16 protein-coding genes are annotated in these 22164 nt (G+C 65.2%); 13 read left to right on the forward strand and 3 right to left on the reverse strand.

Annotated features, from left to right (window positions below):
• The first annotated feature begins 300 nt into the window (after positions 1-300).
• From BLW71_RS05410 to BLW71_RS05450, 9 genes are all read left to right on the forward strand, one after another.
• Positions 301-1785 (forward strand): UbiD family decarboxylase, encoded by a 1485-nt coding sequence (locus BLW71_RS05410; protein WP_091793855.1) that lies wholly within the window; start codon positions 301-303, stop codon positions 1783-1785.
• The gene (locus tag BLW71_RS05415) at positions 1778-2404 is read left to right on the forward strand and encodes a UbiX family flavin prenyltransferase (RefSeq protein ID WP_091793857.1); all 627 of its coding nucleotides are present in this window, start codon (positions 1778-1780) and stop codon (positions 2402-2404) included. The genes BLW71_RS05410 and BLW71_RS05415 overlap by 8 nt, the downstream gene beginning before the upstream one ends.
• Positions 2401-5445, forward strand: a complete 3045-nt coding sequence (locus BLW71_RS05420) for a xanthine dehydrogenase family protein molybdopterin-binding subunit (protein ID WP_091793859.1) — start codon at positions 2401-2403, stop codon at positions 5443-5445. The genes BLW71_RS05415 and BLW71_RS05420 overlap by 4 nt, the downstream gene beginning before the upstream one ends.
• Positions 5442-6263 (forward strand): FAD binding domain-containing protein, encoded by an 822-nt coding sequence (locus BLW71_RS05425; protein WP_091793861.1) that lies wholly within the window; start codon positions 5442-5444, stop codon positions 6261-6263. The genes BLW71_RS05420 and BLW71_RS05425 overlap by 4 nt, the downstream gene beginning before the upstream one ends.
• On the forward strand, positions 6236-6817 hold the full coding sequence (locus BLW71_RS05430; protein WP_091793863.1) for a (2Fe-2S)-binding protein: 582 nt from the start codon (positions 6236-6238) through the stop codon (positions 6815-6817). Before BLW71_RS05425 ends, BLW71_RS05430 begins: the two co-directional genes overlap by 28 nt.
• Positions 6810-8387, forward strand: a complete 1578-nt coding sequence (locus BLW71_RS05435; RefSeq protein WP_091793865.1) for an AMP-binding protein — start codon at positions 6810-6812, stop codon at positions 8385-8387. Before BLW71_RS05430 ends, BLW71_RS05435 begins: the two co-directional genes overlap by 8 nt.
• 3 nt (positions 8388-8390) lie before the next feature.
• Positions 8391-9197 (forward strand): enoyl-CoA hydratase/isomerase family protein, encoded by an 807-nt coding sequence (locus BLW71_RS05440; RefSeq protein WP_091793867.1) that lies wholly within the window; start codon positions 8391-8393, stop codon positions 9195-9197.
• A 96-nt stretch (positions 9198-9293) separates the two neighbouring features.
• The gene (locus tag BLW71_RS05445) at positions 9294-11027 is read left to right on the forward strand and encodes a GMC family oxidoreductase (RefSeq protein WP_091793869.1); all 1734 of its coding nucleotides are present in this window, start codon (positions 9294-9296) and stop codon (positions 11025-11027) included.
• A 92-nt stretch (positions 11028-11119) separates the two neighbouring features.
• Positions 11120-12496: an MFS transporter gene (locus tag BLW71_RS05450; RefSeq protein ID WP_091793871.1), complete on the forward strand. Its 1377-nt coding sequence runs from the start codon at positions 11120-11122 to the stop codon at positions 12494-12496.
• Here the strand turns inward: BLW71_RS05450 and BLW71_RS05455 are convergent.
• Positions 12493-13416 (reverse strand): LysR family transcriptional regulator, encoded by a 924-nt coding sequence (locus tag BLW71_RS05455; RefSeq protein WP_091793872.1) that lies wholly within the window; start codon positions 13414-13416, stop codon positions 12493-12495. The two genes, BLW71_RS05450 and BLW71_RS05455, sit on opposite strands and share 4 nt — an antisense overlap.
• Positions 13417-13579: 163 nt before the next feature.
• Here BLW71_RS05455 and BLW71_RS05460 point away from each other — a divergent pair, with 163 nt between their 5' ends.
• Positions 13580-14461 carry a ProQ/FinO family protein gene (locus BLW71_RS05460; RefSeq protein ID WP_091793874.1) on the forward strand — a complete coding sequence of 294 codons (882 nt, stop codon included), beginning with the start codon at positions 13580-13582 and terminating at the stop codon, positions 14459-14461.
• A 15-nt stretch (positions 14462-14476) separates the two neighbouring features.
• On the opposite strand, the gene BLW71_RS05465 is transcribed toward BLW71_RS05460, so the two are convergent.
• Entirely contained in the window at positions 14477-15829 is a 1353-nt protein-coding gene (locus tag BLW71_RS05465) for a TAXI family TRAP transporter solute-binding subunit (RefSeq protein ID WP_091793876.1), read from the reverse strand.
• Between the two features lie 284 nt (positions 15830-16113).
• Here BLW71_RS05465 and BLW71_RS05470 point away from each other — a divergent pair, with 284 nt between their 5' ends.
• From BLW71_RS05470 to BLW71_RS05480, 3 genes are all read left to right on the forward strand, one after another.
• Positions 16114-16575, forward strand: a complete 462-nt coding sequence (locus tag BLW71_RS05470; protein ID WP_502686815.1) for a DUF2946 domain-containing protein — start codon at positions 16114-16116, stop codon at positions 16573-16575.
• Between the two features lie 104 nt (positions 16576-16679).
• Positions 16680-17573, forward strand: coding sequence for a hypothetical protein (locus BLW71_RS05475; RefSeq protein ID WP_091793880.1), 894 nt, complete (start codon positions 16680-16682; stop codon positions 17571-17573).
• A 15-nt stretch (positions 17574-17588) separates the two neighbouring features.
• Entirely contained in the window at positions 17589-17987 is a 399-nt protein-coding gene (locus tag BLW71_RS05480) for a copper resistance CopC family protein (protein WP_177204976.1), read from the forward strand.
• A 113-nt stretch (positions 17988-18100) separates the two neighbouring features.
• On the opposite strand, the gene tssM is transcribed toward BLW71_RS05480, so the two are convergent.
• The gene (tssM, locus tag BLW71_RS05485; RefSeq protein WP_091793882.1) at positions 18101-22141 is read right to left on the reverse strand and encodes a type VI secretion system membrane subunit TssM; all 4041 of its coding nucleotides are present in this window, start codon (positions 22139-22141) and stop codon (positions 18101-18103) included.
• Positions 22142-22164: the final 23 nt, after the last annotated feature.

The following is a 22164-nucleotide window of genomic DNA, read 5'->3' on the forward strand; positions in this document are numbered from 1 at the left end:
ATCAGCAAACGTAATGAGAACGGCGCGCCGTATCAGATGAAAACGGGAGCCGCGCGCCATCAATGCCTGCAAAGCGTGGCTGCGGCCCTCCGCCATGGTCGGCGACCCGCGCGGTGGCTCGCGGTCTCCATTGATAACCTGCCTACAATTGCCTGTCATTGGTGCTAACACGCATATCATCAGGAATGATCCAGCGCATCAATAATCAATATTAGAAGTTATAAGCCGATCTCGTTACGCTTCCGTCATCAACTGGCCGTCCGGTTCGGACATGAAGCCGGGGCACGGATGGAGACGTAAATGAATACTCGCGATGCCGCATCGCCCGGCACTTTCCACCTGAGGTGGGGCCGCCCGTCGGGCGTGCTCACGCTGCGTGACTGGCTGGCGCACCTGGCGCACACAGGCCGGCTGGCCACGATCGACCAACCGGTTGCGCTCGAACACGAACTCGCCGCGATTGCGAAGCGCCTCGACGGCACGCAAGCCGCTTTCTTCACGAAGCCGGGCGGTCACGACGTGCCGGTGGTCAGCGGTTTCATGTCGCGCCGCGGCTGGATCGCCGAAGCAATGGGCGTGGCCGAGGCCGATCTGCTCGCGCGCTTTCGCGACGCGGCCGATCAGCCGGTTGCCTCGAAGGAAATTCCACGCGCCGAGGCGCCCTGCCAGCAGGTCGTGCATACCAGCGGCATCGACCTTCACCAGCTGCTGCCGATTCCCACGCACAGCGAACACGACAACGGGCCGTATATCACCGCCGGTCTCGTGATTGCGCGTAATCCGCGTACCGGCGTGCAGAACGTGTCGATCAACCGCATTCAGGTGCATGGGCCGGACCGCATGGCGATCCTGCTGCTGCCGCGCCACTTGTACGCCTTCCAGAAAGCCGCGGAAGAAGCGGGTGAGGCCCTCGACGTCGCCATCGCGATCGGCGTCGATCCGCTGACCATGCTCGCCTCGCAAGCCATCTCCCCAATCGATTCCGACGAACTCGAAATCGCCGGCGCACTGCATGGCGCGCCGCTGCCGGTGGTCAAATGCGTGAGCAACGGCGTCGACGTGCCGGCCTACGCCGAGATCGTGATAGAAGGGCGCATTCTGCCGAACGTGCGCGAACTGGAAGGCCCATTCGGCGAATTCCCGAAGTACTACAGCGCGCAGGAAGCGCGCGAGGTGATCGAAGTCACCGCGGTGACGCATCGCGAGAAGCCGATTTTTCATACGATCGTGCCGGCGGAAATGGAGCATCTGCTGCTCGGCGCGATTCCACGCGAGGCGACGCTGCTCGCGCATCTGCAGCGTAGTCATCCCAACGTGAAGGACGTGCATCTGTCCGTGGGCGGCGTGTGCCGCTATCACCTGTGGGTGCAGTTCGAGAAGAAGCGCGAAGGCGAAGCGAAGAACGTGATTCTGTGCGCATTCGGCGCGCACTACGACATCAAGCAGGTCGTGGTGGTCGACACCGATGTGGACGTGCACGATCCGGCCGAAATCGAATGGGCCATCGCCACGCGCTTCCAGGCCGACCGCGACCTCGTCGTGATCGAAGGCGCGCAAGGCTCGCCGCTCGATCCGTCCACCACCGTCGGTCAGCCCGAGGACGCGCCGCCGCATCTGCAAGGCGTGAGCGCCAAGATGGGATTCGACGCCACGCGGCCCGTGGTGTATCCGTCGCACGTGTTCACGCGGGTGCGCATTCCGGGGCAGGACACGGTGAATCTGGAGACCCTCGTGGCCGCCGACAACACCGCGTTCGACACGTATCTGGGTGGCGCACATGGCTGAGTACGGACACCAGCCTCAGCGCATCGTCGTCGGCATTTCCGGCGCGAGCGGCGCGCTGATCGCCGTGCGTCTGCTGGCGGCGTTGCGCCGCCTCGGCACGCACGAAACGCATCTGATCGTGTCGGCCTCCGGCGCGGTCACGGCGGCGCAGGAACTCGGCATGACGCGCGGCGACCTCGAGCGTCTCGCCGACGTGGTCTACAACGTGCGCGACATTGGCGCGGCAGTGGCGAGCGGTTCGTTCATCACGGCGGGCATGGTGATCGCGCCGTGCTCGATGAAGACGCTCGCGGGCGTGGCCAACGGTTTTGCCGACAACCTGCTCACGCGCGCCGCCGATGTGATGCTCAAGGAGCGCCGCCGGCTCGTGCTGGTCGCACGCGAAACGCCGCTCAATCTCGCGCATCTGCGCAACATGACTTCCGTCACGGAGATGGGCGGGATCGTCATGCCGCCGGTGCCCGCTTTCTACGCGCATCCCAGGACGATCGAGGACGTGGTCGATCACACGGTAGGCCGTATTCTCGATCTGTTCGGGATCGAGCATCGGGAGATCGCGCAGCGTTGGAGCGGACTTGCGGACGAATTCGCGGCGCGCCGCTCGGGAGACGACGAATGAATCAGCGCGACTTGCTCCATTCAGGCGACGCGTCGACCCAGGAACGCCCCGCTGAGCCGGCGTTGGAGAATCGCCCGCAGCGGCATCTAGGCCGCCCGATGGAGCGTCTGGAGGATCCAGCGATTCTCACCGGCCGCGGCCGTTATGGCGACGACATCGGTATCCGGCCCGGCACGCTGCACGCCGCGATCCTGCGCTCGCCGCACGCGCATGCGGAACTGGTGTCGATCGATACCGATGCCGCGTCGAAACTGCCCGGTGTGCACGCTATCCTGACCCGCGACGACCTACGCGCCTGGTCACGGCCATTCGTGGTCGGCGTGAAATCGCCGATGGAACAGTGGGCGCTTGCCATGGACCGCGTGCGCTATGTCGGCGAACCGGTGGCGGTGGTGCTGGCGCAATCGCGCGCGCTGGCCGAAGACGGTCTGGATCTGCTCAAGGTCGAGTACGCGATGCTCGAGCCGGTCACGTCGATCGAACAGGCGGCAAGCGATCAGTCGCCGGTCTTGCACGAGAAAGTGGGCAGCAACGTGATCAGCGACCGGCACTTCCGCTACGGCGAACCGGAAGCCGCGTTCGAGCAGGCGCCGCATCGCGTGAAACTGGTCGCGCATTATCCGCGCAATAGCTGCGCGCCGATCGAATGCGGCGTGGTGATCGCGGAGTATCTGGCAGGCGACGAAGGCTACGACGTCACATCGAATTTCATGGGGCCGTTCTCGCTGCACGCAGTGATGGCGATGGCGCTCAACATCCCGGCCAACCGTTTGCGGCACAAGGCGCCGCGCGATTCGGGCGGCAGCTTCGGCGTGAAGCAGACCGTGTTTCCGTACGTCGTGTTGATGTGTCTCGCCTCGCGCAAAGCGGGCGCGCCGGTGAAATGGGTCGAGGATCGGCTCGAACATCTGAGCGCGGCGACCTCCGCGACCGCGCGCGTTTCGACGCTCGAAGCGGCCGTGGAAAACGATGGCCGCATTACGGCGCTCGCTTACGACCAGCTCGAAGATTGCGGCGGCTATTTGCGCGCGCCGGAACCGGCCACGTTCTATCGCATGCATGGCTGCCTGACCGGTGCCTATGCGATCGACCATCTGCTGGTGCGCAACCGCGTCGTGCTGACCAACAAGACGCCGACGGGTCTGGTGCGCGGCTTCGGCGGACCACAGGTGTACTTCGCGCTCGAACGGCTGATGCAGCGCATCGCGCTCGAACTGAAGCTCGATGTACTCGACGTGTACCGCCGCAATTTCGTCGCCGCCGATGCGTTCCCATATCGTGCCGCAGCCGGCGCGCTGCTCGACTCGGGCAATTACCAGGAAGCCTTGCGCCGCGCGCTCGCCGAAGGCAATTACGAAGAACTGCGCGCCCGCCGCGACGCGGCACGCCGGCAAGGGCGGCTGTACGGCATCGGCTTTGCGGCGATCGTCGAGCCGTCGGTGTCGAACATGGGCTACATCACGACCGTGATGCCCGCCGAGGCGCGCAAGAAAGCCGGGCCGAAGAGCGGCGCGATCGCAAGCGCGACCGTGAGCGTCGATCTGCTCGGCGGCGTGGTGGTGACGATTGCATCGACGCCCGCGGGCCAGGGGCATATGACGGTGTGCGCGCAAGTGGTTGCGGACGTGCTCGGCGTGTCGCCGCATGACGTCGTCGTCAATGTCGAGTTCGATACGCACAAGGACGCGTGGTCGGTGGCGGCAGGCAATTATTCCAGCCGCTTCGCCGGCGCGGTGGCGGGCACGGTGCATCTCGCGGCCGTGCGCGTGCGTGACAAGATCGCGCGCATCGTGTCGAAGCAGTTGGGTTGCGCGCCGGACGAGATCCGCTTTGAAGAAGGCCGCATCTTTGCGAAGGGCGCAGAAGATCGCGCGCAGCCGTTCGGCCGTGTCGCCGCCAATGCACCCCATTGGGCGCCCGCGCTGTTGCCCGAAGGCGAAGAGCCGGGCTTGCGCGAGACGGTGTTCTGGAATCCGCCGAACATGGCCGCGCCGGACGAGAACGACCGCATCAATACGTCGGCGGCCTACGGTTTCGCTTTCGACATGTGTGGGATCGAAGTGGATCGCGCCACGGGCCGCGTGCGGATCGATCGCTACGTCACCGCGCATGACGCCGGCACGCTGCTCAATCCCGCGCTCGCCGACGGCCAGATTCGCGGCGCCTTCGCGCAAGGACTCGGCGCGGCGTTGATGGAGGAATTCCGCTACGGCGCGGACGGCAGCTTCCAGTCGGGCACGCTCGCCGACTATCTGATGCCGACCACCTGTGAAGTGCCCGATCCGGTGATCGTGCATCTGGAAACACCGTCGCCGTTCACGCCGCTCGGCGCGAAAGGACTCGGCGAGGGCAACAACATGAGCACGCCGCCGTGCATCGCGAATGCGGTGGCGGATGCGCTAGGTGTCGACGATATCCGTCTGCCGCTGACGCCGTCGAAAGTGATGGCGCTGATCGGCATCGACGACCCGGAGCCGTCGCGTCCCGAGTTGCGTGAAGCGCGCGCGGCCAAACCGGCGACGCCGGGTGGCGGCAAGGCGCTCACCGCGCAAGGCAGCGTGGATTTGCCTGCATCGCCGGAAGCGATTTTTGCCGTGCTGCTCGATCCGAACGCGCTCGCCAAAGTGATACCCGGCTGCCATGCGCTCGAAGCCGAAGGCACGAACCAGTATCGCGCCGACGTGACGGTCGGCGTCGGGATGATCAAGGCGCGTTTCGAAGCGAAGATCGGCCTGTCGGAAATCGACGCGCCGCATCGGCTGCGTCTGGCGGGCGCGGGCATGTCGTCGCTCGGCAGCGCGCGCGGCAGCGGCCTCGTCGAACTGACGCCGATCGAAAGCGGCACGCGTCTTTCCTACGACTACGAAGCCCAGGTGTCGGGCAAGGTCGCGGCAGTCGGCGGACGCATGCTCGAAGGCGCGGCCAAGGTCGTGTTGCGGCAACTGTTCGAATCGCTCGGCCGTCAGGCGGCGGGCAAACCGGTTCGCACCGGCGGCTCGTGGCTCTCGCGTTTGCTGACCCGTTTCAGGAGACAGGCATGAAACCCGCGTCGTTCGATTATCTGCGCGCCATGACGACGCAGCATGCGCTCGACGCCCTCGCGCAAAGCGGTGAGGACGCTCGCGTGCTGGCCGGCGGCCAGTCGCTGATGGCGGTGCTGAACATGCGGCTCGCGCAACCGCGCGTGCTGATCGACATCTCGCGCACCGACGAGCTGAACTCGGTGCGCGTCGATCACAAGGCCGACTTGCTGATCGTCGGCGCGGCGGCGACGCAAGGCAGCGTCGAATGGCGCGCGACGCTGCGCGACGAAGTGCCGTTGCTGGCCATGGCGTTCCCGCATATCTCGCACTTCCAGATCCGCAATCGCGGCACGGTATGCGGCTCGGTCGCCCATGCCGACCCGAGCGCGGAACTGCCGCTGGTGCTGGCCGCGCTCGGCGGCGACGTGTTGCTGCGCTCGAAAAGGAAACACCGTGTGCTGCCAGCCCACGAGTTTTTCCAGGGCATGTTGATGACCGCGCGTGAGCCCGATGAGCTGGTGGAAGCCGTGCGCTTTCCGCTCAAGCGGCCGGGCGAACGCTACGGCTTCACGGAATTCTCCGCGCGCCACGGCGACTTCGCGATGGTCGCCTGCGCGGCGGTCGTCACGAGCGATTCGATCCGCCTCGCGGTCGGCGGCGTCGCGGACCGGCCGGTGGTCGAGCAATGGCCGCGTCTGCGCGACGACGATCTGCGCAGCGCATTAAATGATTTGAGCTGGAAGCTGGGCGCGCAGGACGACGCGCATATCAGTGCGGCGTATCGCCGGCATCTGGTCCGGCAACTGGGATGGCGCGTGATCGAGGAGGCGAAGTGAGCAACACATCGAACGGCAATGTCGTGCACGTGATGCGGCAGGGCGAACAGCAATGCGTCACGCTGACGCTCAATGGCCATGAACGCAGCGGCTATTGCGAGCCGCGTGAACTGCTGTCGGATTTCATCCGTCACGAACTGGGCGCGACCGGCACGCACGTCGGCTGCGAGCACGGCGTGTGCGGCGCGTGCACGGTGCACGTGGACGGCGTGGCGGGACGCTCGTGCCTGATGCTGGCGGTGCAGGCCGACGGCCGCCGCATCGACACGGTGGAGGGACTCGCGCCCGACCTGAAGCTCGGCGATCTGCAGCAGGCGTTCCAGCGTCATCACGCGTTGCAGTGCGGCTTCTGCACGGCCGGGATACTGATGTCGTGCGCCGACTATTTGCAGCGCGTGCCCGATCCGAGCGAAGCGCAAGTGCGCGACATGCTGTCGGGCCATCTGTGCCGCTGTACGGGCTATACGCCGATCGTGGCCGCGGTGCTCGACGTGGCGGCGCGGCGCCGGCAAGGCAACCCGGCTAGTGAAACCGTGGAGGCCGCTCATGCTTGACCTCGGCCGAACTTTTCTGCAAGCCGTGGAGCGCAGCCCCAACGCGCTTGCGTTGGTCGACGGCGAACTCGCATTGACGTATGCGCAGTGGCACCGCCTCATCCTGAAGGTTGCCGAAGGCGTGCGCTCGCTCGGTCTCGCGCATGGCGACCGCTTGCTGGTAGTGCTGCAAAACCGCTGGGAAATGGCGACCCTGCATTGGGCCTGTCAGTTCACCGGTGTGGTGATCGTGCCGTTGAACTGGCGCGCCAAACCCGATGAACTCGAGTACTGCGTGATCGATGCCGGGGTGAAGGCCATCGTCTATGAGCCGGTTAGCGCCGAGGCCGTCGCGCAAAGTCCTGCCGCGCAAGCGCTGCCGCGCATCGGTCTCGACGGCGCGCAAGGCGGCACCGCGAGCTTCGAAACGCTGATGGCGCAGAGCACGCAGAACTCGCTGAACGCCGGCCGCACCTGCGCGAATGCCGACGACTATTCGCTGATTCTCTACACGTCGGGCACCACCGGCAAGGCCAAAGGCGTGCCGCGCCGTCATCGTCATGAACGCGCCGCGGCGCTCGCACATGTCGCGCAGAATCTGTACGGACACGGCGAACGCACGCTCGGCGTGATGCCGCTTTATCACACCATGGGCGTGCGCTCGCTGCTCTCGATGGCGCTGGTGGACGGCCTGTTCGTCTGCGTGCGCCGCTGGAATGCGCGCTTCGCACTCGATGCGATCGCGCGGCACAAGCTCACCTGCCTTTATCTGGTGCCGACGCTGTATCACGATCTGCTGGCCGATGCGGCTTTTGCCGCGACGGATACGTCGACGGTGAAGAAGCTGGGTTTCGCCGGCGCGCCGATGAACGACGGTTTGCTCAAGCGCCTCTCGGCGGCGTTTGAACCCGACCTGTTCGTCAATCACTACGGCTCGTCGGAGGTCTACACCTTCAGCATCGATCAGGACGCCACGCGCAAGCCGGGCAGTGCGGGGCGCGCCGGTATCAACACGCGTTTGCGCGTCGTCACGCTCGACGCCCATACGCCCGAAGACCTCGCGCAAGTGGGCGAAGAAGGCCAGATCATCGCCGACCTGCTAGGTGACGAAGCTTTCGAAGGCTACTGGAATCGTCCCGACGCGAACGCCAGGTCGCTGCGCGACGGCTGGTACTTCACCGGCGACACCGGGTTCTTCGACGTCGAAGGCGACCTGTACGTATCGGGCCGCGTCGACGACATGATCATCAGCGGCGGCGAGAACATCTCGCCGGTCGATATCGAGTCGGTGCTGTCGCTGCATCCCGCGGTCGACGAAGTCGCGGTGGCCGGCGTGAAGGACGAGCGGTGGGGCCAGCGCGTCGTCGCTTTCGTCAAACGCCGCGATTACGTCGACGCCGACACGCTCGACGCGCACTGTCGCACCTCCGAGCTCGTCAACTTCAAGCGTCCGCGCGAATACGTGTTCGTGGACGACATACCGAAGTCGCCGGTCGGCAAGATTCTGCGCCGCAAGCTGTCCGCGGGCGAATACCAGCGAGACATGCACGGCGAAGCCATTGCACCTCACACGCAAACCACCAAGGAGTAACTCATGACCGAGCTGACCCACCGCGGCCAGAGCCTGCTGCAGGATCTCGACGGCTTTTCCATCGAGATCGACGCGCAACGCGAGCGGGCCGACATCATCCTGCACCGGCCGCCGCTGAATGTGATTTCGATGCACGCGCGCGACCAGTTGCGCGCCGCTTTCGAGGCGCTCGACGAAGATCCGCGCGTGCGTGTGATCGTGGTGCGCGCAAAAGGCGAACATTTTTCGAGCGGCGGAGATATCAAGGGCTTTCTCGAAGCATCGCCCGAAACCGTGTCGAAGCTCGCCTGGAATATTGCCGCGCCCGCACGCTGCTCGAAGCCGGTGATCGCGGCCAATCGCGGCTTCTGCTTCGGGGTGGGTTTCGAGCTGTCGCTCGCGTGCGATTTCCGCATTGCCACCGACACGACGTTCTACGCGCTGCCGGAACAGAAGCTCGGCCAGATTCCGGGGTCGGGCGGCTCGGCCCGTTTGCAGCAGATGGTCGGCATCGGCCGCACCAAGGACATCGTAATGCGCTCGCGCCGGATTCCGGGCAAGCAGGCATACGAGTGGGGCATCGCGGTCGAATGCGTGGCCGACTCCGAACTCGAAGCGACCACCGACGCGCTGGTGGATGAACTGCGCGTGTTCTCGCCGCTCGCGCAACGCACCGCAAAGAAGCTGCTGAACGATACAGAGGACGCGCCGTTGTCGATCGCGATCGAACTCGAAGGGCATTGCTATAGCCGTTTGCGCACCTCTGATGATTTCCGCGAGGGCGTCGAGGCGTTTCATGGCAAGCGCAAGCCGGTGTTTCGTGGGAGTTGAGGCGAACGGCGGGCGTGGTTGAATTCAAATATTGCTTTGCATGGGATCGGAATAAGCGCTAAAGCGCTAACTCCGGTCGACACAGGAGACAGTCGTATGGAGCGCTTCGATTACGTGATCGTCGGCGGTGGCTCGGCAGGATGCGTGCTCGCGCATCGCCTGTCGGCCAATGCGTCGTTGCGCGTCGCGCTGATCGAAGCGGGCGCGGATACGCCGCCGGGCAAAGTGCCTGCGGCCATCCTCGACAGCTATCCGATGCCCGTCTTCTGCGGCGACCGATACATCTGGCCGGAACTGAAGGCCAGCGCCACGCGCAACGCCGCGCCCCGCGTGTACGAGCAGGGCCGCGTGATGGGTGGCGGGTCGAGCATCAATGTGCAGTCGGCCAACCGCGGCCTGCCGCGCGACTACGACGGCTGGGCCGCCGAGGGTGCGAGCGATTGGGCATGGCAGGACGTGCTGCCGTATTTCCGCAAACTCGAACGCGATGTGAATTTCCCAGCCGGCGAACTGCACGGCAGCGACGGCCCGGTGCCGATCCGCCGCATTCTCCCGGCCTACTGGCCGGCGTTCTGCGATGCTTTCGCCAGCGGCATGCGGAAAAACGGTTTCGCTGCCTTGCAGGATCAGAACGCCGAATTCGGCGACGGCTATTTTCCCGGCGCGTTTTCGAATCTCGACGACCGGCGCGTATCGACGGCAGCCGCGTATCTGGACGAGGCGACGCGCCGGCGCCGCAATCTGCACATCTATGCGGACTTGCGCGTCGAGTCGATCGTCATGGAAGGGCGTGTGGCTCGTGGCGTGGTCGCGGTGGAACGCAGTGGTGCGCGTATCCGTTTCGACGCCAATGAGGTGGTGGTCAGCGCGGGCGCATTGCAATCCCCCGCATTGCTGATGCGGGCCGGCGTCGGCTCGAAGGCGGAACTCGACGCGCTCGGAATCGGGTGCAAAGTCGATCTGCCGGGCGTGGGCCGCAATCTGCAGGATCATCCGTCGCTCACGTTCTGTCATTTTCTCGAGCGGCGTTTTCGCATGCCGCTTGCGCGCCGCCGCGCGAGTATGACGGCCGCGCGTTTTACCTCGGGTGTCGCGGACTGCGACGAATCCGATCTGTATCTCTCGAGTGCGACGCGTGCTGCATGGCACGCGCTCGGCAATCGGCTTGGATTGTTTTTTCTCTGGTGCAACCGGCCTTATTCGCGCGGCCGTGTGCAACTCGTATCCGCTGATCCGGCGGTGGCGCCGCGGGTCGATCTGAATCTGCTCGACGATCCGCGCGATCTCGCGCGCCTCGCATACGGCGTGCGGATGCTCGCGAAAATCGTCGAAGCTTCGGGTCTCGGCGACAACCCGCGCGACTTTTTTCCGGCCGCGTTCTCACCGCGGGTGAAAGCGCTGAGCCGCGTCAGCAAGGGGAATGCGATGCTGACTTCGCTGCTCGGCGCGTTGCTCGATACGCCCGCGCCAATGCGGCGTCTGTTGATAGAACGTTTCTTCACGCGCGGCCAGCGCATGTCCGCGCTGCTCGCCGAGCCAGCCGCGCTCGACGACTTCATCCGCGCCAACGTGTTCGGTGTCTGGCATGCGAGCGGGACTTGCCGGATGGGCAGCGCGCACGACGTCATGGCGGTCACCGACACGTCGGGCAGCGTGCACGGCGCGCAGGGCCTGCGCGTCGTCGACGCCTCGCTGATGCCGCGGCTGCCCTCGGCGAACACGAATATCCCGACCATCATGATGGCCGAAAAAATCGCCGACGCGATGCTCGCGCGGCGCGCGGCTTGTGCTGGATCGAATACGGCGCCGCTCACCGCGGCCTCGTCATAAGGTTTTTTAACACCACCAAGAGCACGCGCAAAAGAGCGTGCCTCAAACGCGGACGATCGAAAGACGGCCCGCAGATAGTCAAGGAGATGACGATGTCCGTAGCAGCGCAAAATGGCGCCGCCTTGCCCGCGGTAGATCAGCGGCAAGTGATGGGTGCGGTAATGGCCTCGTGCCTCGGCTGGGCACTGGATCTGTTCGATCTGTTCGTGTTGTTGTTCGTCGCGCCGGTGGTCGGCCGGCTGTTCTTCCCTTCCGAGCACGCGATGCTCTCGCTCGCCGCCGTCTATGCGTCGTTTGCCGTGACGCTGCTGATGCGCCCGCTCGGTTCGGCATGGTTCGGCTCGTACGCGGATCGCCATGGACGCAAGGGCGCGATGATCATCGCGGTGGTCGGCGTGGGGCTTTCCACGGCCGCCTTCGGCCTGCTGCCGACCGTCGCGCAGGTCGGCCTCGTCGCGCCGATCCTGTTCCTCATGCTGCGGCTCGTGCAGGGCGTGTTCGTGGGCGGTGTGGTGGCCTCGACGCATACCATCGGCACCGAATCGGTCGCACCGAAGTATCGCGGCGCGGTGTCGGGGCTGATCGGCGGCGGGGGAGCCGGCCTCGGCGCGTTGCTTGCCTCGCTCACCTATCTGGCGATGTCGGCGCTGTTCCCCGGCGCGGCGTTCGAGGTATGGGGCTGGCGCTGCATGTTCTTCACCGGCATCATCAGCTCGGTGCTCGGCCTGTTCGTCTTCAGCAGTCTGGAAGAATCGCCGCTGTGGAAAAAGCTCGCCGCCGAAAAGGCCGCCAAGGCCGCGGCGCAGAAGCTCGACGCGCCGGTCGAAATCGTCCGCTCGCCGGTGCGCACGCTGTTTTCCCGCGACTATCGCTCGATCCTGTTCGTCAACCTGCTGCTCACCGTCGGCGGCGGCAGCGGCTATTACCTGACCTCGGGTTATCTGCCGACCTTTCTCAAGGTGGTGAGCCATGCGCCGAACGGCGCCGCGGCGGCGATCCTGCTGATCTGCAGCGTGGCGGTGGTGATCGCGTCGGTGGCGGCGGGGCATCTGAGCACGTTCATCGGCCGCAAGAGCGCTTTCATCTGGCTCGGCGTGATTCGCCTGTTCGCGTTGCCCGCGCTGTTCCTGCTGTTGCCCACGGCACAAAGCATCACCATGATCGGCGTGTACGCGGTGATTCTCAGCGCGCTCGGCAGCGCGGGCTACGCGCCGATCCTGATCTTCCTGAACGAACGGTTCCCGACCGCGATTCGCGCGACCGGCACCGGGCTCTCGTGGAACATCGGCTTCGCCATTGGCGGGATGATGCCGACCGCCGTCTCGCTGGTCGCAAAAGACGCCAGCGAGTTGCCGATGACGCTGGCGATCTTCGTCGCGGCAATCAGCGTGATTTTCCTGATCGGCGCGTTCGTCGTGCCGGAGACGCTCGGCCGGCTCGAACAGGGCGCGGCGCGCGACGCGGTCTAGCTCGCGGACGGGTCGGCGGGCACGCCCGTCGTCACGCGCCGGATCTCCTCGCCGATGATCTCGATCAGCGCGTGCGCCGCGGGCCCGATCGGCCGCTTCGGATGGCTCACGCGGATGATGTGCCGGATGATCGGCGGCGACGTGATGGTGCGCGCACACAGCACGCCTTCGTCGACCTTGCGCTGAACCACCACGCGCGGCAGGATCGTCGCGACGCTGCTCTGTTCGACGAACTGCACGATGGTGTTCAGCAGATCGATCTCGAACTTCGGTTTGATGACCACGTCTTCGGCCAGCAGCGCCGCGTCCAGCACGCCGCGCAGGCCGTTGCGGCGGGTCGGCAGCACCAGTTCGATGCTGGCCAGCTGCGCGAGATCGACGGCCGGCGGCAGCTCGGGGCCGAGCGCGGCGCTCGTCACCAGCACCATTTCCTCGTCGACCAGCGGCACCACGTCGAGCGTGAGGCGCCCGCGCGGCTTGTTGATGATGGCCGCATCCAGCCGGCCGGCTTCGACCGCGTCGATCAATTGCGCGCTGAAGCCGTCGGCGACCGACACTTCGACCTGCGGGAACATCGCATTGAACCTGGCGAGCGACTCCGGCAGCACGCTTTCCGCCTCCGACGACACCATGCCGAGCGACACGCGCCCCGTCACGATCGCGTCCTGTCGGCTCAACTGGTCGCGCGCCCGTTCGATGTCGCGCATGATCGGCGTGTACAGGCGGTACATCTGGCGCGCGCCGTCGGTCGGCGTCATGCCGTGCGGGCCGCGTTCGAACAGTTTCTGGCGCAATTCGGTTTCGAGCTTCGAAATCTGCATGCTGAGCGCCGGTTGCACGATATTGAGCCGCTTCGCCGCGCGCGTGACGGAGCCGTCTTCGAAAAGCGCGATGAAATACTGGATTTGCTTGAGGTCCATGAAGCGCAGAGGCGGGAAGGGGCGAGATATTGGCGCAAAGCGATTGGCGCAAAGCGCCTCAAACATCGAGTTTAACCGCACCGCGCGGCGCGGCTCGCGGCATCGTCACGAACGGCTTTCCTTACGCTGCTACAATCTCGTCTTTCTCGATCGATTGTGCGCTATGGGTTTCGAACAACTCGCTGAACTGAAGAAGCAATTGGCCGCGGCTCGCCGCGAGGCTGCGCCTGCCGCGAAATCCGGCGCCAAGCCTGCTTCGAAGGACGCTGCCAGGCCGGCTAAGGAGGCTTCCAAGCCCGCTGCCAAAGACGCGTCCAAGCCGGGCGCGAGGCCTGCCCGCAAGCCCGCGCCGCCGCGCCGTGCCGCGCCCGCAGCCGCTCCCGGCGACAGGCCGGCTGCAGAGGCCAGGCCGGCGGTGGACGCAAAGCCGGTGGACCCGGTGGTGAAATCGATCGGGCGGCTGCAGAAGCGCTTTCCCGTTGCTTTCCCCAAGAATCCGGCGCCCAAGCTGCCGCTCAAGGTCGGTATTTTTGAAGATCTGATGGTGCATGCGAAGGAACTGTCGCTGAGCGAAGCCGAATTGCGTGATGCGATCAAGACCTGGTGCCGTGGCAGCCGTTATTGGAAATGTCTCGTCGAAGGCGCGGCTCGCATCGATCTGACGGGCGCCGAGGCAGGCAAGGTCACCGCGCAGGAAGCCTCCGGCGCGCAGCGTCTGCAGGCGCATCGGGCGGGCAAGGGCGCGCCGAAGGCGGCCGGCGCGGCGAGCCCGAATGCAAGCGAAACTGCAAACGCAACCGGCGAGGCCGCGGCGGAAGCGGGCGCGCAAGCCACTGCCGAGGCAGCAACCACGCAGGCCGAGGCGCAGAATGCTCCTGCCGGGGCGGAGGGTGTCCCCGAGGCCGCAGCAGCCTCGCAAGAAGGCGTTGCGGACAAGCCGCAGGCCGGCGCGGCGGATACGACGGCGGATCGTGAAGCCACTCACGAAGCAAGTCACGAAGCCGCTACGGAACCGGCCAGCACGCCGGCCACCCGCGAAGCGTAAAACCCGCCGCCCCGCCTAGGGGTGGCTGCCTTGCCGCGACGCAGCCCCCAGCCGGCTGCGCACGAATCCGACGTGTTCGCGCAGCACATAGAACGCGTCGGCGTAGGCGAGCGGCATGCGCAGCCGGTTCAACGAGTCCTCGATCCGATCCAGTTCCGCGAAGAGCCGCTTGCGCTCCTCTTCGGTCGAATCGGCGAGCGCGCCGCGTTCGATCGCAATCAGCGAACCATAAAAGCGATAGATGCGCGAGCGCACCCGCCAGCGGTAGAGCGCGGGAATCAGCCGCATGGCCGGAAACAGCAGCACCGCCACCGGCAGCAGCAGAACGAGCGTGCGGTCGCCGATGCTCGCCAGCCAGAACGGCAGCGTGCGGTAGAGAAAGCTTTTGCCCGTCCTGTAGTAACGCTGCGCGTCCTCGCTGATCTGATATTCACGCGCAACCGGACTCGGAAATTGCCCCGCGCGCTGCAATAAGCCCGGCATGCCGTGCACTTCCTGCGCGGCTTCGATCAGCAGATCGGAGATGGCTGGATGCAGCGTGTTGCGGGCCACGAGCTCGACAGTCGGACTGATCAGATGCACCGTTTCAGGCGGGATCGTGCGTTTCAGGTCCAGCACGCCCGGCGGCAGGTCGATCTCGTCCAGATAGGGAAAAAGGCGCGTATAGGCGCTCGCCTCGGCAAAATTCATGACCGACACACCAGGCACCTTGAGCAGGCGCAGCATCAGGCCGCGGGTCGCGGAATCGCCGTTCAGGATCGCCGCGTCCACTTCGCCCGTCACCAGTTGGGTGGCGGCCTGCAAGCCGTCGGTCGGCACCAGTACGGTGTCGCCGCCGGGCTCGATACCATTGGCATCCAATAGTTTGAGCGAGAGCAGCCGCGTGCCGCTGCCTTCGCGCCCCACTGCGATCCGTTTGCCTTCCAGTTGCGAAAGCTGGCTCAACCCCGAGCCGCGATAGAACACCACCACCGGGATATAGAAGACGCTGCCGAGCGACATTAGCGACGCAGTGTTGAGGCCATCGGCCACGCCACCTTGCACGAACGCAATGTCGACGTGCTGCTTCGGGTCCAGCAGGCGCTGCAGGTTCTGTACGGAGCCGTCGGACTCCAGCACGTTCAGCTTGATGCCGTTGCGAGCAAGGATTTTCCTGTATTGTTCCGCGGCGACGAAAAACGAACTGTCGTGCGGGCCGGCGCTCATGGTGATCGTCTTGGGCGGCGCCGGATCGACCAGCCAGACGATCAGCGTGACCATCAGCACGACGAGCGCGGCCACGACGATATAAGGCAACGTGTGATCGCGCCACTCGGCGTGGGGTTGAACGCCTGAAAAATGCGGGGGACGCGGGCGCTGCTCTTTCATGGGGACTCGGTGCCGGGGCCGGGATGAATGCATTGTCCACTGTCCGCGCCCCGTTTGCCGTCGGCAGTTTGCTCTATTGACGGGGCGTAGGCAAAGTTTGCACCAGACGTGAATGCAAACGGAATGGCCGGAGCGGGGCGGCCAACGCCAGACGTCCAACGAAGCGCCGCAGCCACGCAGCGGATCGGTGAAATGTCCGGCATAACGGGCGCGCCGGCAAGCGGAAGGCGCGGGTCGTCGTGGCATAATCCGCGACAGCTTCCCCTCGTGTCGCCGAGTGCATCGTGAGTCGTTTCTATCGGAAAATCGGCAGTTGGCTGGGATTGTTCGCGATCCTGATGGCCACGCTCGCCCCGACGATCTCGCACACGCTCGCAGCACGCGGCGCCGAAAGCGCGATGGCGGGCGAGCATTGTGACATGCCGTCGATGGCCTCCATGGGCTCCATGGACACGATGCCCGCGATGGACACGATGCAGGAAGACGTGCCGCACGCGTCACCAGTCGCATCCAGTACGCCTCGCCACCCCGGCAACGACCACACCCAGCACTCCACCCTGTCCGACGGCGACGCCTGCGGCTATTGCAGCCTGCTCGCCCACATGCCCGTCGTGCCGAGCGTCGAGGGACTGTTCGTCGTCACCGTCCGTGCCTTACAGCACACCGTCGCGACCCGCTTCGACAGCGTGCGCCGCGTCGAGCCGCTCACCTTCGCGCAGCCCCGCGCCCCTCCGTTCGCATCCTGATTCGAGTCTTCACGCGCGATGCATCGAGTGCATCGCGGCTGCCGCCGCACGTCCGTCGCGACTGCGCGCGCCGGCCTTGTCACGACCTAGAAACAGGATGAATCATGCTGAACCAGACAACGCGCAGCGGGAAACCGCCGCGCGCGGCGGCGCTTGTCGCTGCCGCCAGCGTTTTGTTGTGCGCGCCTTCGCTCGCCAGTGCCCACGCGATTGCGGGCAATCGCGTCTTTCCGTCGACGATGGCCGTCGACGACCCCGGCGTAGGCGACGAAGCCAACCTCCAGTTCGGCCATCAACGCGTGCCGGGCGACAATGGCGACCAGAGCATCAACACCTTCGACTTCGAGTACGACAAGCTGATCACGTCGCGGCTCGCGGTGTCCGTGGACGGCACCTATGCGATGCAGAACAATCCGCGGGCGCACGGCTTCGACAACTTCGGCGTCGGCCTGAAGTACCTGCTGTATGTCAACGACGCGCACGAGTTCATGACCTCGATCGGCGTGGATGCCGAACTCGGCGGCACGGGCAGCCGCGCGATCGCCGACAACTTCTCGACGATCTCGCCGACCGTGTACGTGGGCAAGGGCATGGGCGATCTGCCCGAGTCGCTCGCGTATCTGCGTCCGCTCGCCATTACCGGTGAAGCGGGACCGGCGCTGACCACTGGCGCGGGACAGCCGAACGCATTCAACTACGGCTTCACGGTGCAATACAGCTTGCCGTATCTGCAGCAGCACGTGCGCGATGTCGGCCTGCCGCAGCCGCTCGCGAACCTGATTCCGCTAGTGGAGATTCCGCTGTCACGCAGCCAGGGGCAGACGACCGGCACGGTCAATCCGGGCTTTATCTGGATCAACCGTTATGGGCAGTTCGGCGTCGAGGCGCAGATCCCGATCAATCATGCGAGCGGCTCGCACGTGGGCATTCTGGTCCAGGCGCATATCTTCTTCGACGATGTTGCGCCGACCACGATCGGCAAACCTTTGTTTCAGTAACGCGGGAGAATCACGATGATCATGAATGGCACGATCGGCAACCATCGCGGTGACGCGAGGCTCGCTGCCGCGAAACTGGCGGTGTGGTTCGCCGGTCTCGCAGTCGCGAGCGCGGCTTTCGCGCACGTGTTCCCGCAGAAGCAGGAACCCGGAGCCGGTGCGACGGTGGCCTCACCCGCGCAGGTACGGGTGATTTTTGACGGACCGCTCGAAGCGGCGTTCAGTTCGCTGACGGTGACCGACGCGAGCGGCAAGCAGGTCAACGCGCAGAAAGCCGCGGTCGACGAGCATCATCCGGCACTGATCGCCGTGCCGCTGCCGCCGCTCGAGGCGGGTCAGTATACGGTGCACTGGGTGGCCGTGGCGTCGGATGGACATCGCACGCACGGCGACTACGTGTTCAATGTGAAATAGCGGCACGCGGTGATGCGCTGCGTCATCCGTCGAGGTATGGCGCGCGGTCGGTCGCATCATTCTGTTGCAATGACGCCGACCGCATGCGCATGCCCGGGATATCGCTTGCGGTATCAATGAGAGGTGCCTGTCGCTTCGGCCGGAATTCCCGGCGGCAGTCCCGGCGGCAGTCCCGGCGGTGGTCCGCTGTCGGTGAGGGTGAGCATCGGCATCGAACTCGGGCATTTGAACGTTGTCAGCACATCGCTCGTCAGCGGATTGGCGACGCTGCCCGCACCCGCGATATCGAGCACAGCCTTGCGGCCGTCGAAGTCGAAGGCTACACGTGTGCGTCCCGGTGTCGTGGTCTCGGCAACCCGGCCTTTCTGAACCAGTCGCATCAGCGCCCACGGCCCGTCCGTTGCGAGCGTCGAAGTCTCCGGCCGGATGCGCGGCTCGGCCGTCACCTCCGCATGCACCCCGCCGCGTGTGCCCGGCCACGTCACCGGGAACGGCATAACCGGCCCATGCTGATAGAGCGTCGTCTGACCGTCGATATCGATCATCAGTCCGGTAATCGTCGGATCGAGCTCGGGAATCCGGATCTCCGCCTTCCATGACAGCTGTTTCCGATCCGGGTCGGCGAAGAAGATGTCGCGGATCGCCTTCGCATGCTGGAAGGGTTCGAGCTCCGGCCCCTGGACGGGTTCCGTCGCGCCGGCCAACGTCTTGTAGCGCCACGGTGTTGCCGACGTATCCACGAAGGCCGAGAGTGTCTTCACGAAGAAGTCGTCGATCACACCGCCTTGCGCGAAGACCCGCGTGAAGTCGTCGATACGCACCTCGCGCTGGCTGCCCGCCGCGAACGGATAGTTGCCTTCGATCGTCAGCCGGCAGGTGTCGCCGACTACCGCCTGCATCTGTCGCGAGAGCAACTGGCCGATGCCCTGATTCACCTCGCGCGAGCCGTCCGCCGCCAGCGCCAGCAACACGGCGCGAAGCGGAGGCGGCATGGTGTTGGCGGTCATCTTGAGTCTGGCCGCCGTGTCGCTCGCCGGCGGCATGCTGTTGTTGGCGAGCGCATTGTCGGCGACCGTCAACGCCGTGTAGTAGTCGTTCAGCAGGTTCCCCACGCCGTCGAGCCCCGTCTTGTTCACTTGCGCCGTGCCTGCCTGCACGGCGGCCGGTCCGTCCGCATTGCCCGTAACGACCTCGCGCAGCGCGGCGAAGTGACTATCGACCAGTTCACGTTCGATGATTTCCGAGGCCCGGATGCCGAGCGCCTTATCCGCTTTCTGGCTCAGCCGGTCGGCGGCCTTTTGCAGCAGGGAGGCGTCCGCTGCCGCGACGGCTTGCGTCAGCGTGGTCTCGCGCACGGCCGCGCGCGCCAGCCTGGCGAGCGGGGAATCGGGCGCTGCGAAGCTGCGCAGCACCTGTAGATCGAACTGCAGACTGGTCCCGTTGACAATGCGAATGTCGCCGAGAAACGCATCCCACTGTCGCGCGTATTCCGTCAGATATTGGCGGCGGATAGCCTCCGTGAGCGGGTCGTCGGCGCCGCTCGCCGCGCTGACGAACTCAGCCGTTTTTTTTTGAGCCTCGCCCAGATAGGTGCGGCCCATTACCCAGGCGTCGTCGTCGCGCGCGGCCTCGACGAACTCGGGCACATGCTTGTCGAACAGCTGCCGGTATCCGTCGAAGGTGAAGAGTCCCGGAACGCCGCGCGACAGCGGGGCGCCGCTCGCCCGCGTGAAGACGAGTCCGGCTTGCGGGCCGACCGCGCGGATCAGGGTGAATTCGTCCGGCGCCTCTTTCTGCATCGCCGCTCTGGCCCGTTCATACAGACGCGCGGTTGCATTACTGCCATCGAGAAACGAGCGGGCCTGCTGCACCAGCGAATCGTTTCGGATCAGCGGTGACTGGACCACGCGGCTGCCTGAAAAGAGCTGCTGCACGTGCTCGATCATCGAGGCCCGGCCGCCGAACGCCGCTGCGCTATCCGTGTTCGCCCAGTCGTCGAGCACCCAGGCTTTCACGTCGTCGGCGTGGAATTTCGGCTTGTCGTAGAGCATCAGGTAGACGCGTAGTGCGTCGTAGGCGGTCTTCGAGTCCTTGTTCGTCACCGCTTGGGCGATGACGTTCTCCATACGCCGGACGATATGCGGCAGCAGCAGGTTGTCTTCGAGCACATCGTAGGTGCGGCGGCTCTCGGCGACCACAGCAGGCGCGGTGTAAAGACCGAACCGGTACGCGCTATCCGGGTCCGCCATGTCTAGCCCCGGGAAGGTCGGCAGGTAACGCGCTTCGGTGAGCGTATCGGGGACCGCGTCGGGTTTCGGCTCCTTGTAGAGTTGCGCGACCTTCGCGGCCAGCGCCTGCGACTTGCGGCCGATGAGGGAAAGATAGTCGCTGTTGTGCGCGAAACTGAGCCGCAGGCCGATTGCAAGCCATGCGAAGAGAAGCACGGCGAGCGCATGGCCGATGAACCGCAGCAAACGAAAACGGAATTCCCAGCGCAGATTGGGACGCACCAGTTGCGCCTCGGCGAACACGACCTTGGTGAGCAGATCGTGCAGGAAGTAGCTTTGATTGCCCACCGGCCTGGCACCGCGCGTACCGGGCACCCTATCGAGCGATGCCGACAGCCGCCGTGCGATAGTGCGCCGCTCGGCGACCAACGTGTCGCCTGCCTGAATCGCGCTCGTGAAGTAAATGCCGCGCAGGCTGGCGTGAAGTTGCGTGGCGTCGTAACGTGAGTCGAGGAACACGCGTTCGATCAGCTCGCCCAGCGGTTGCGACAGTGCCGCAAACTCTTCGGATAGCGCGACGAGCTGCCGGCGCCGGGCCGGATCGAATTCGTCCTGCAAACGCGTGTTGACGCCGTCGGCGAGGCGGTTTGTCAACAAGCCGAGTTCCTCGTCGCAGCGCGTCCGCATGCCTCGGGCGGCAAGCGACTCCTTGCCGTAGGGCAGCGTAAAGCCCCAAGGTTGGGCTCGTCCCTCGGCCGTCAATGAAGCGAAGTATTCGTTGAAGCCGCACAGGCGGTCCATTTTGGTCACGACCAGATAGACCGGAAAGCGGATGCCGAGCGTTTCGCGCAACTCCGCAAGACGTGCGCGTAACGCCGCCGCTTCGGCCATGCGCGCGTTGTCGTCGAGACTCGTCAGCGCGGCAAGCTCGACTGTCACTATCGCGCCGTTGATCGGCGCGCGAGGCCGGTGTTTGCGCAGCATCGCAAGAAAGCCGAGCCATTCGTCCGCATCCGTTTTTTCGTGCAACCGGTTCGAGTCCGGATGATTAGCGGCGGGCGACGCGACAGGTTTGTCCGTGGCGGCCGCTTCTGCATGCCTTGACGTGACCGTCGCCTTGTCAGCAGCCTTGCTCGTCACCGTAGCGAGCGTCGACGCCGGTCGCCCGTTTTGCGAGGTGCCATGACAGGTGTAGTGCCCCGCGGTATCGATCAGCACCGCTTCGTTGGTCAGCCACCATTCGACGGACACAGTGCCAAGGAGAGCACCGGCAGTGCGCTGCATCTGCGCCGCGAGCGGAAACGGCAGTCCGGCATTGAGTAACGCGGACGTCTTGCCGGAGCCTTGCGAGCCGAGCGTGATGTACCACGGCAATTCATACAGGTAGCGTTTGCCCTGAAACAGACGCGCGATCCCACGCGCTCCCGTGCGCATGGCTTTCAAACGCGCGAGCGCCGCCGAGACGATCGCATGTACGTTTTCCAGTTGTGCCGCAGCCGGCGATGCCTCCTTCCTGCGGCCAAATTCGAGCAGGCTCTGGAGGAATTGCGGTTCGCTGCGCATTTTCTGCAAGAGCAGGAATGCCCAGTACACGACGGAGATCGCCAGCAATATCGCAATGGCGATCATGCGCGCCGAAGCGGACACGAACGGTTGTTCGCGGCCGACGGTGACGAGTGGCGACGCGTGCCAGATCAGCAGGCACAGCAGCGCCACGAAAAACACACTGGCGGACCAGTCCGCCAGCCACAGCAGCACGCCTGCCAGCATGAGTGCTATCACCAGCACACGCATGCCGACGGGGGCGAGCGGTTTCAAGCCGCCGAACGCCACCAGTGGACCCACGAACCAGATCACCAACGCGATAACCAGCAGCGCGGCGAGAGCGAGGAACTGGCGCGATACCAGAAACGACAACTTCTTCATGCCTGCATTTCCCGAGTCTCGTG

It is taken from the genome of Burkholderia sp. WP9 (genome assembly GCF_900104795.1).
GTDB lineage: Bacteria > Pseudomonadota > Gammaproteobacteria > Burkholderiales > Burkholderiaceae > Paraburkholderia.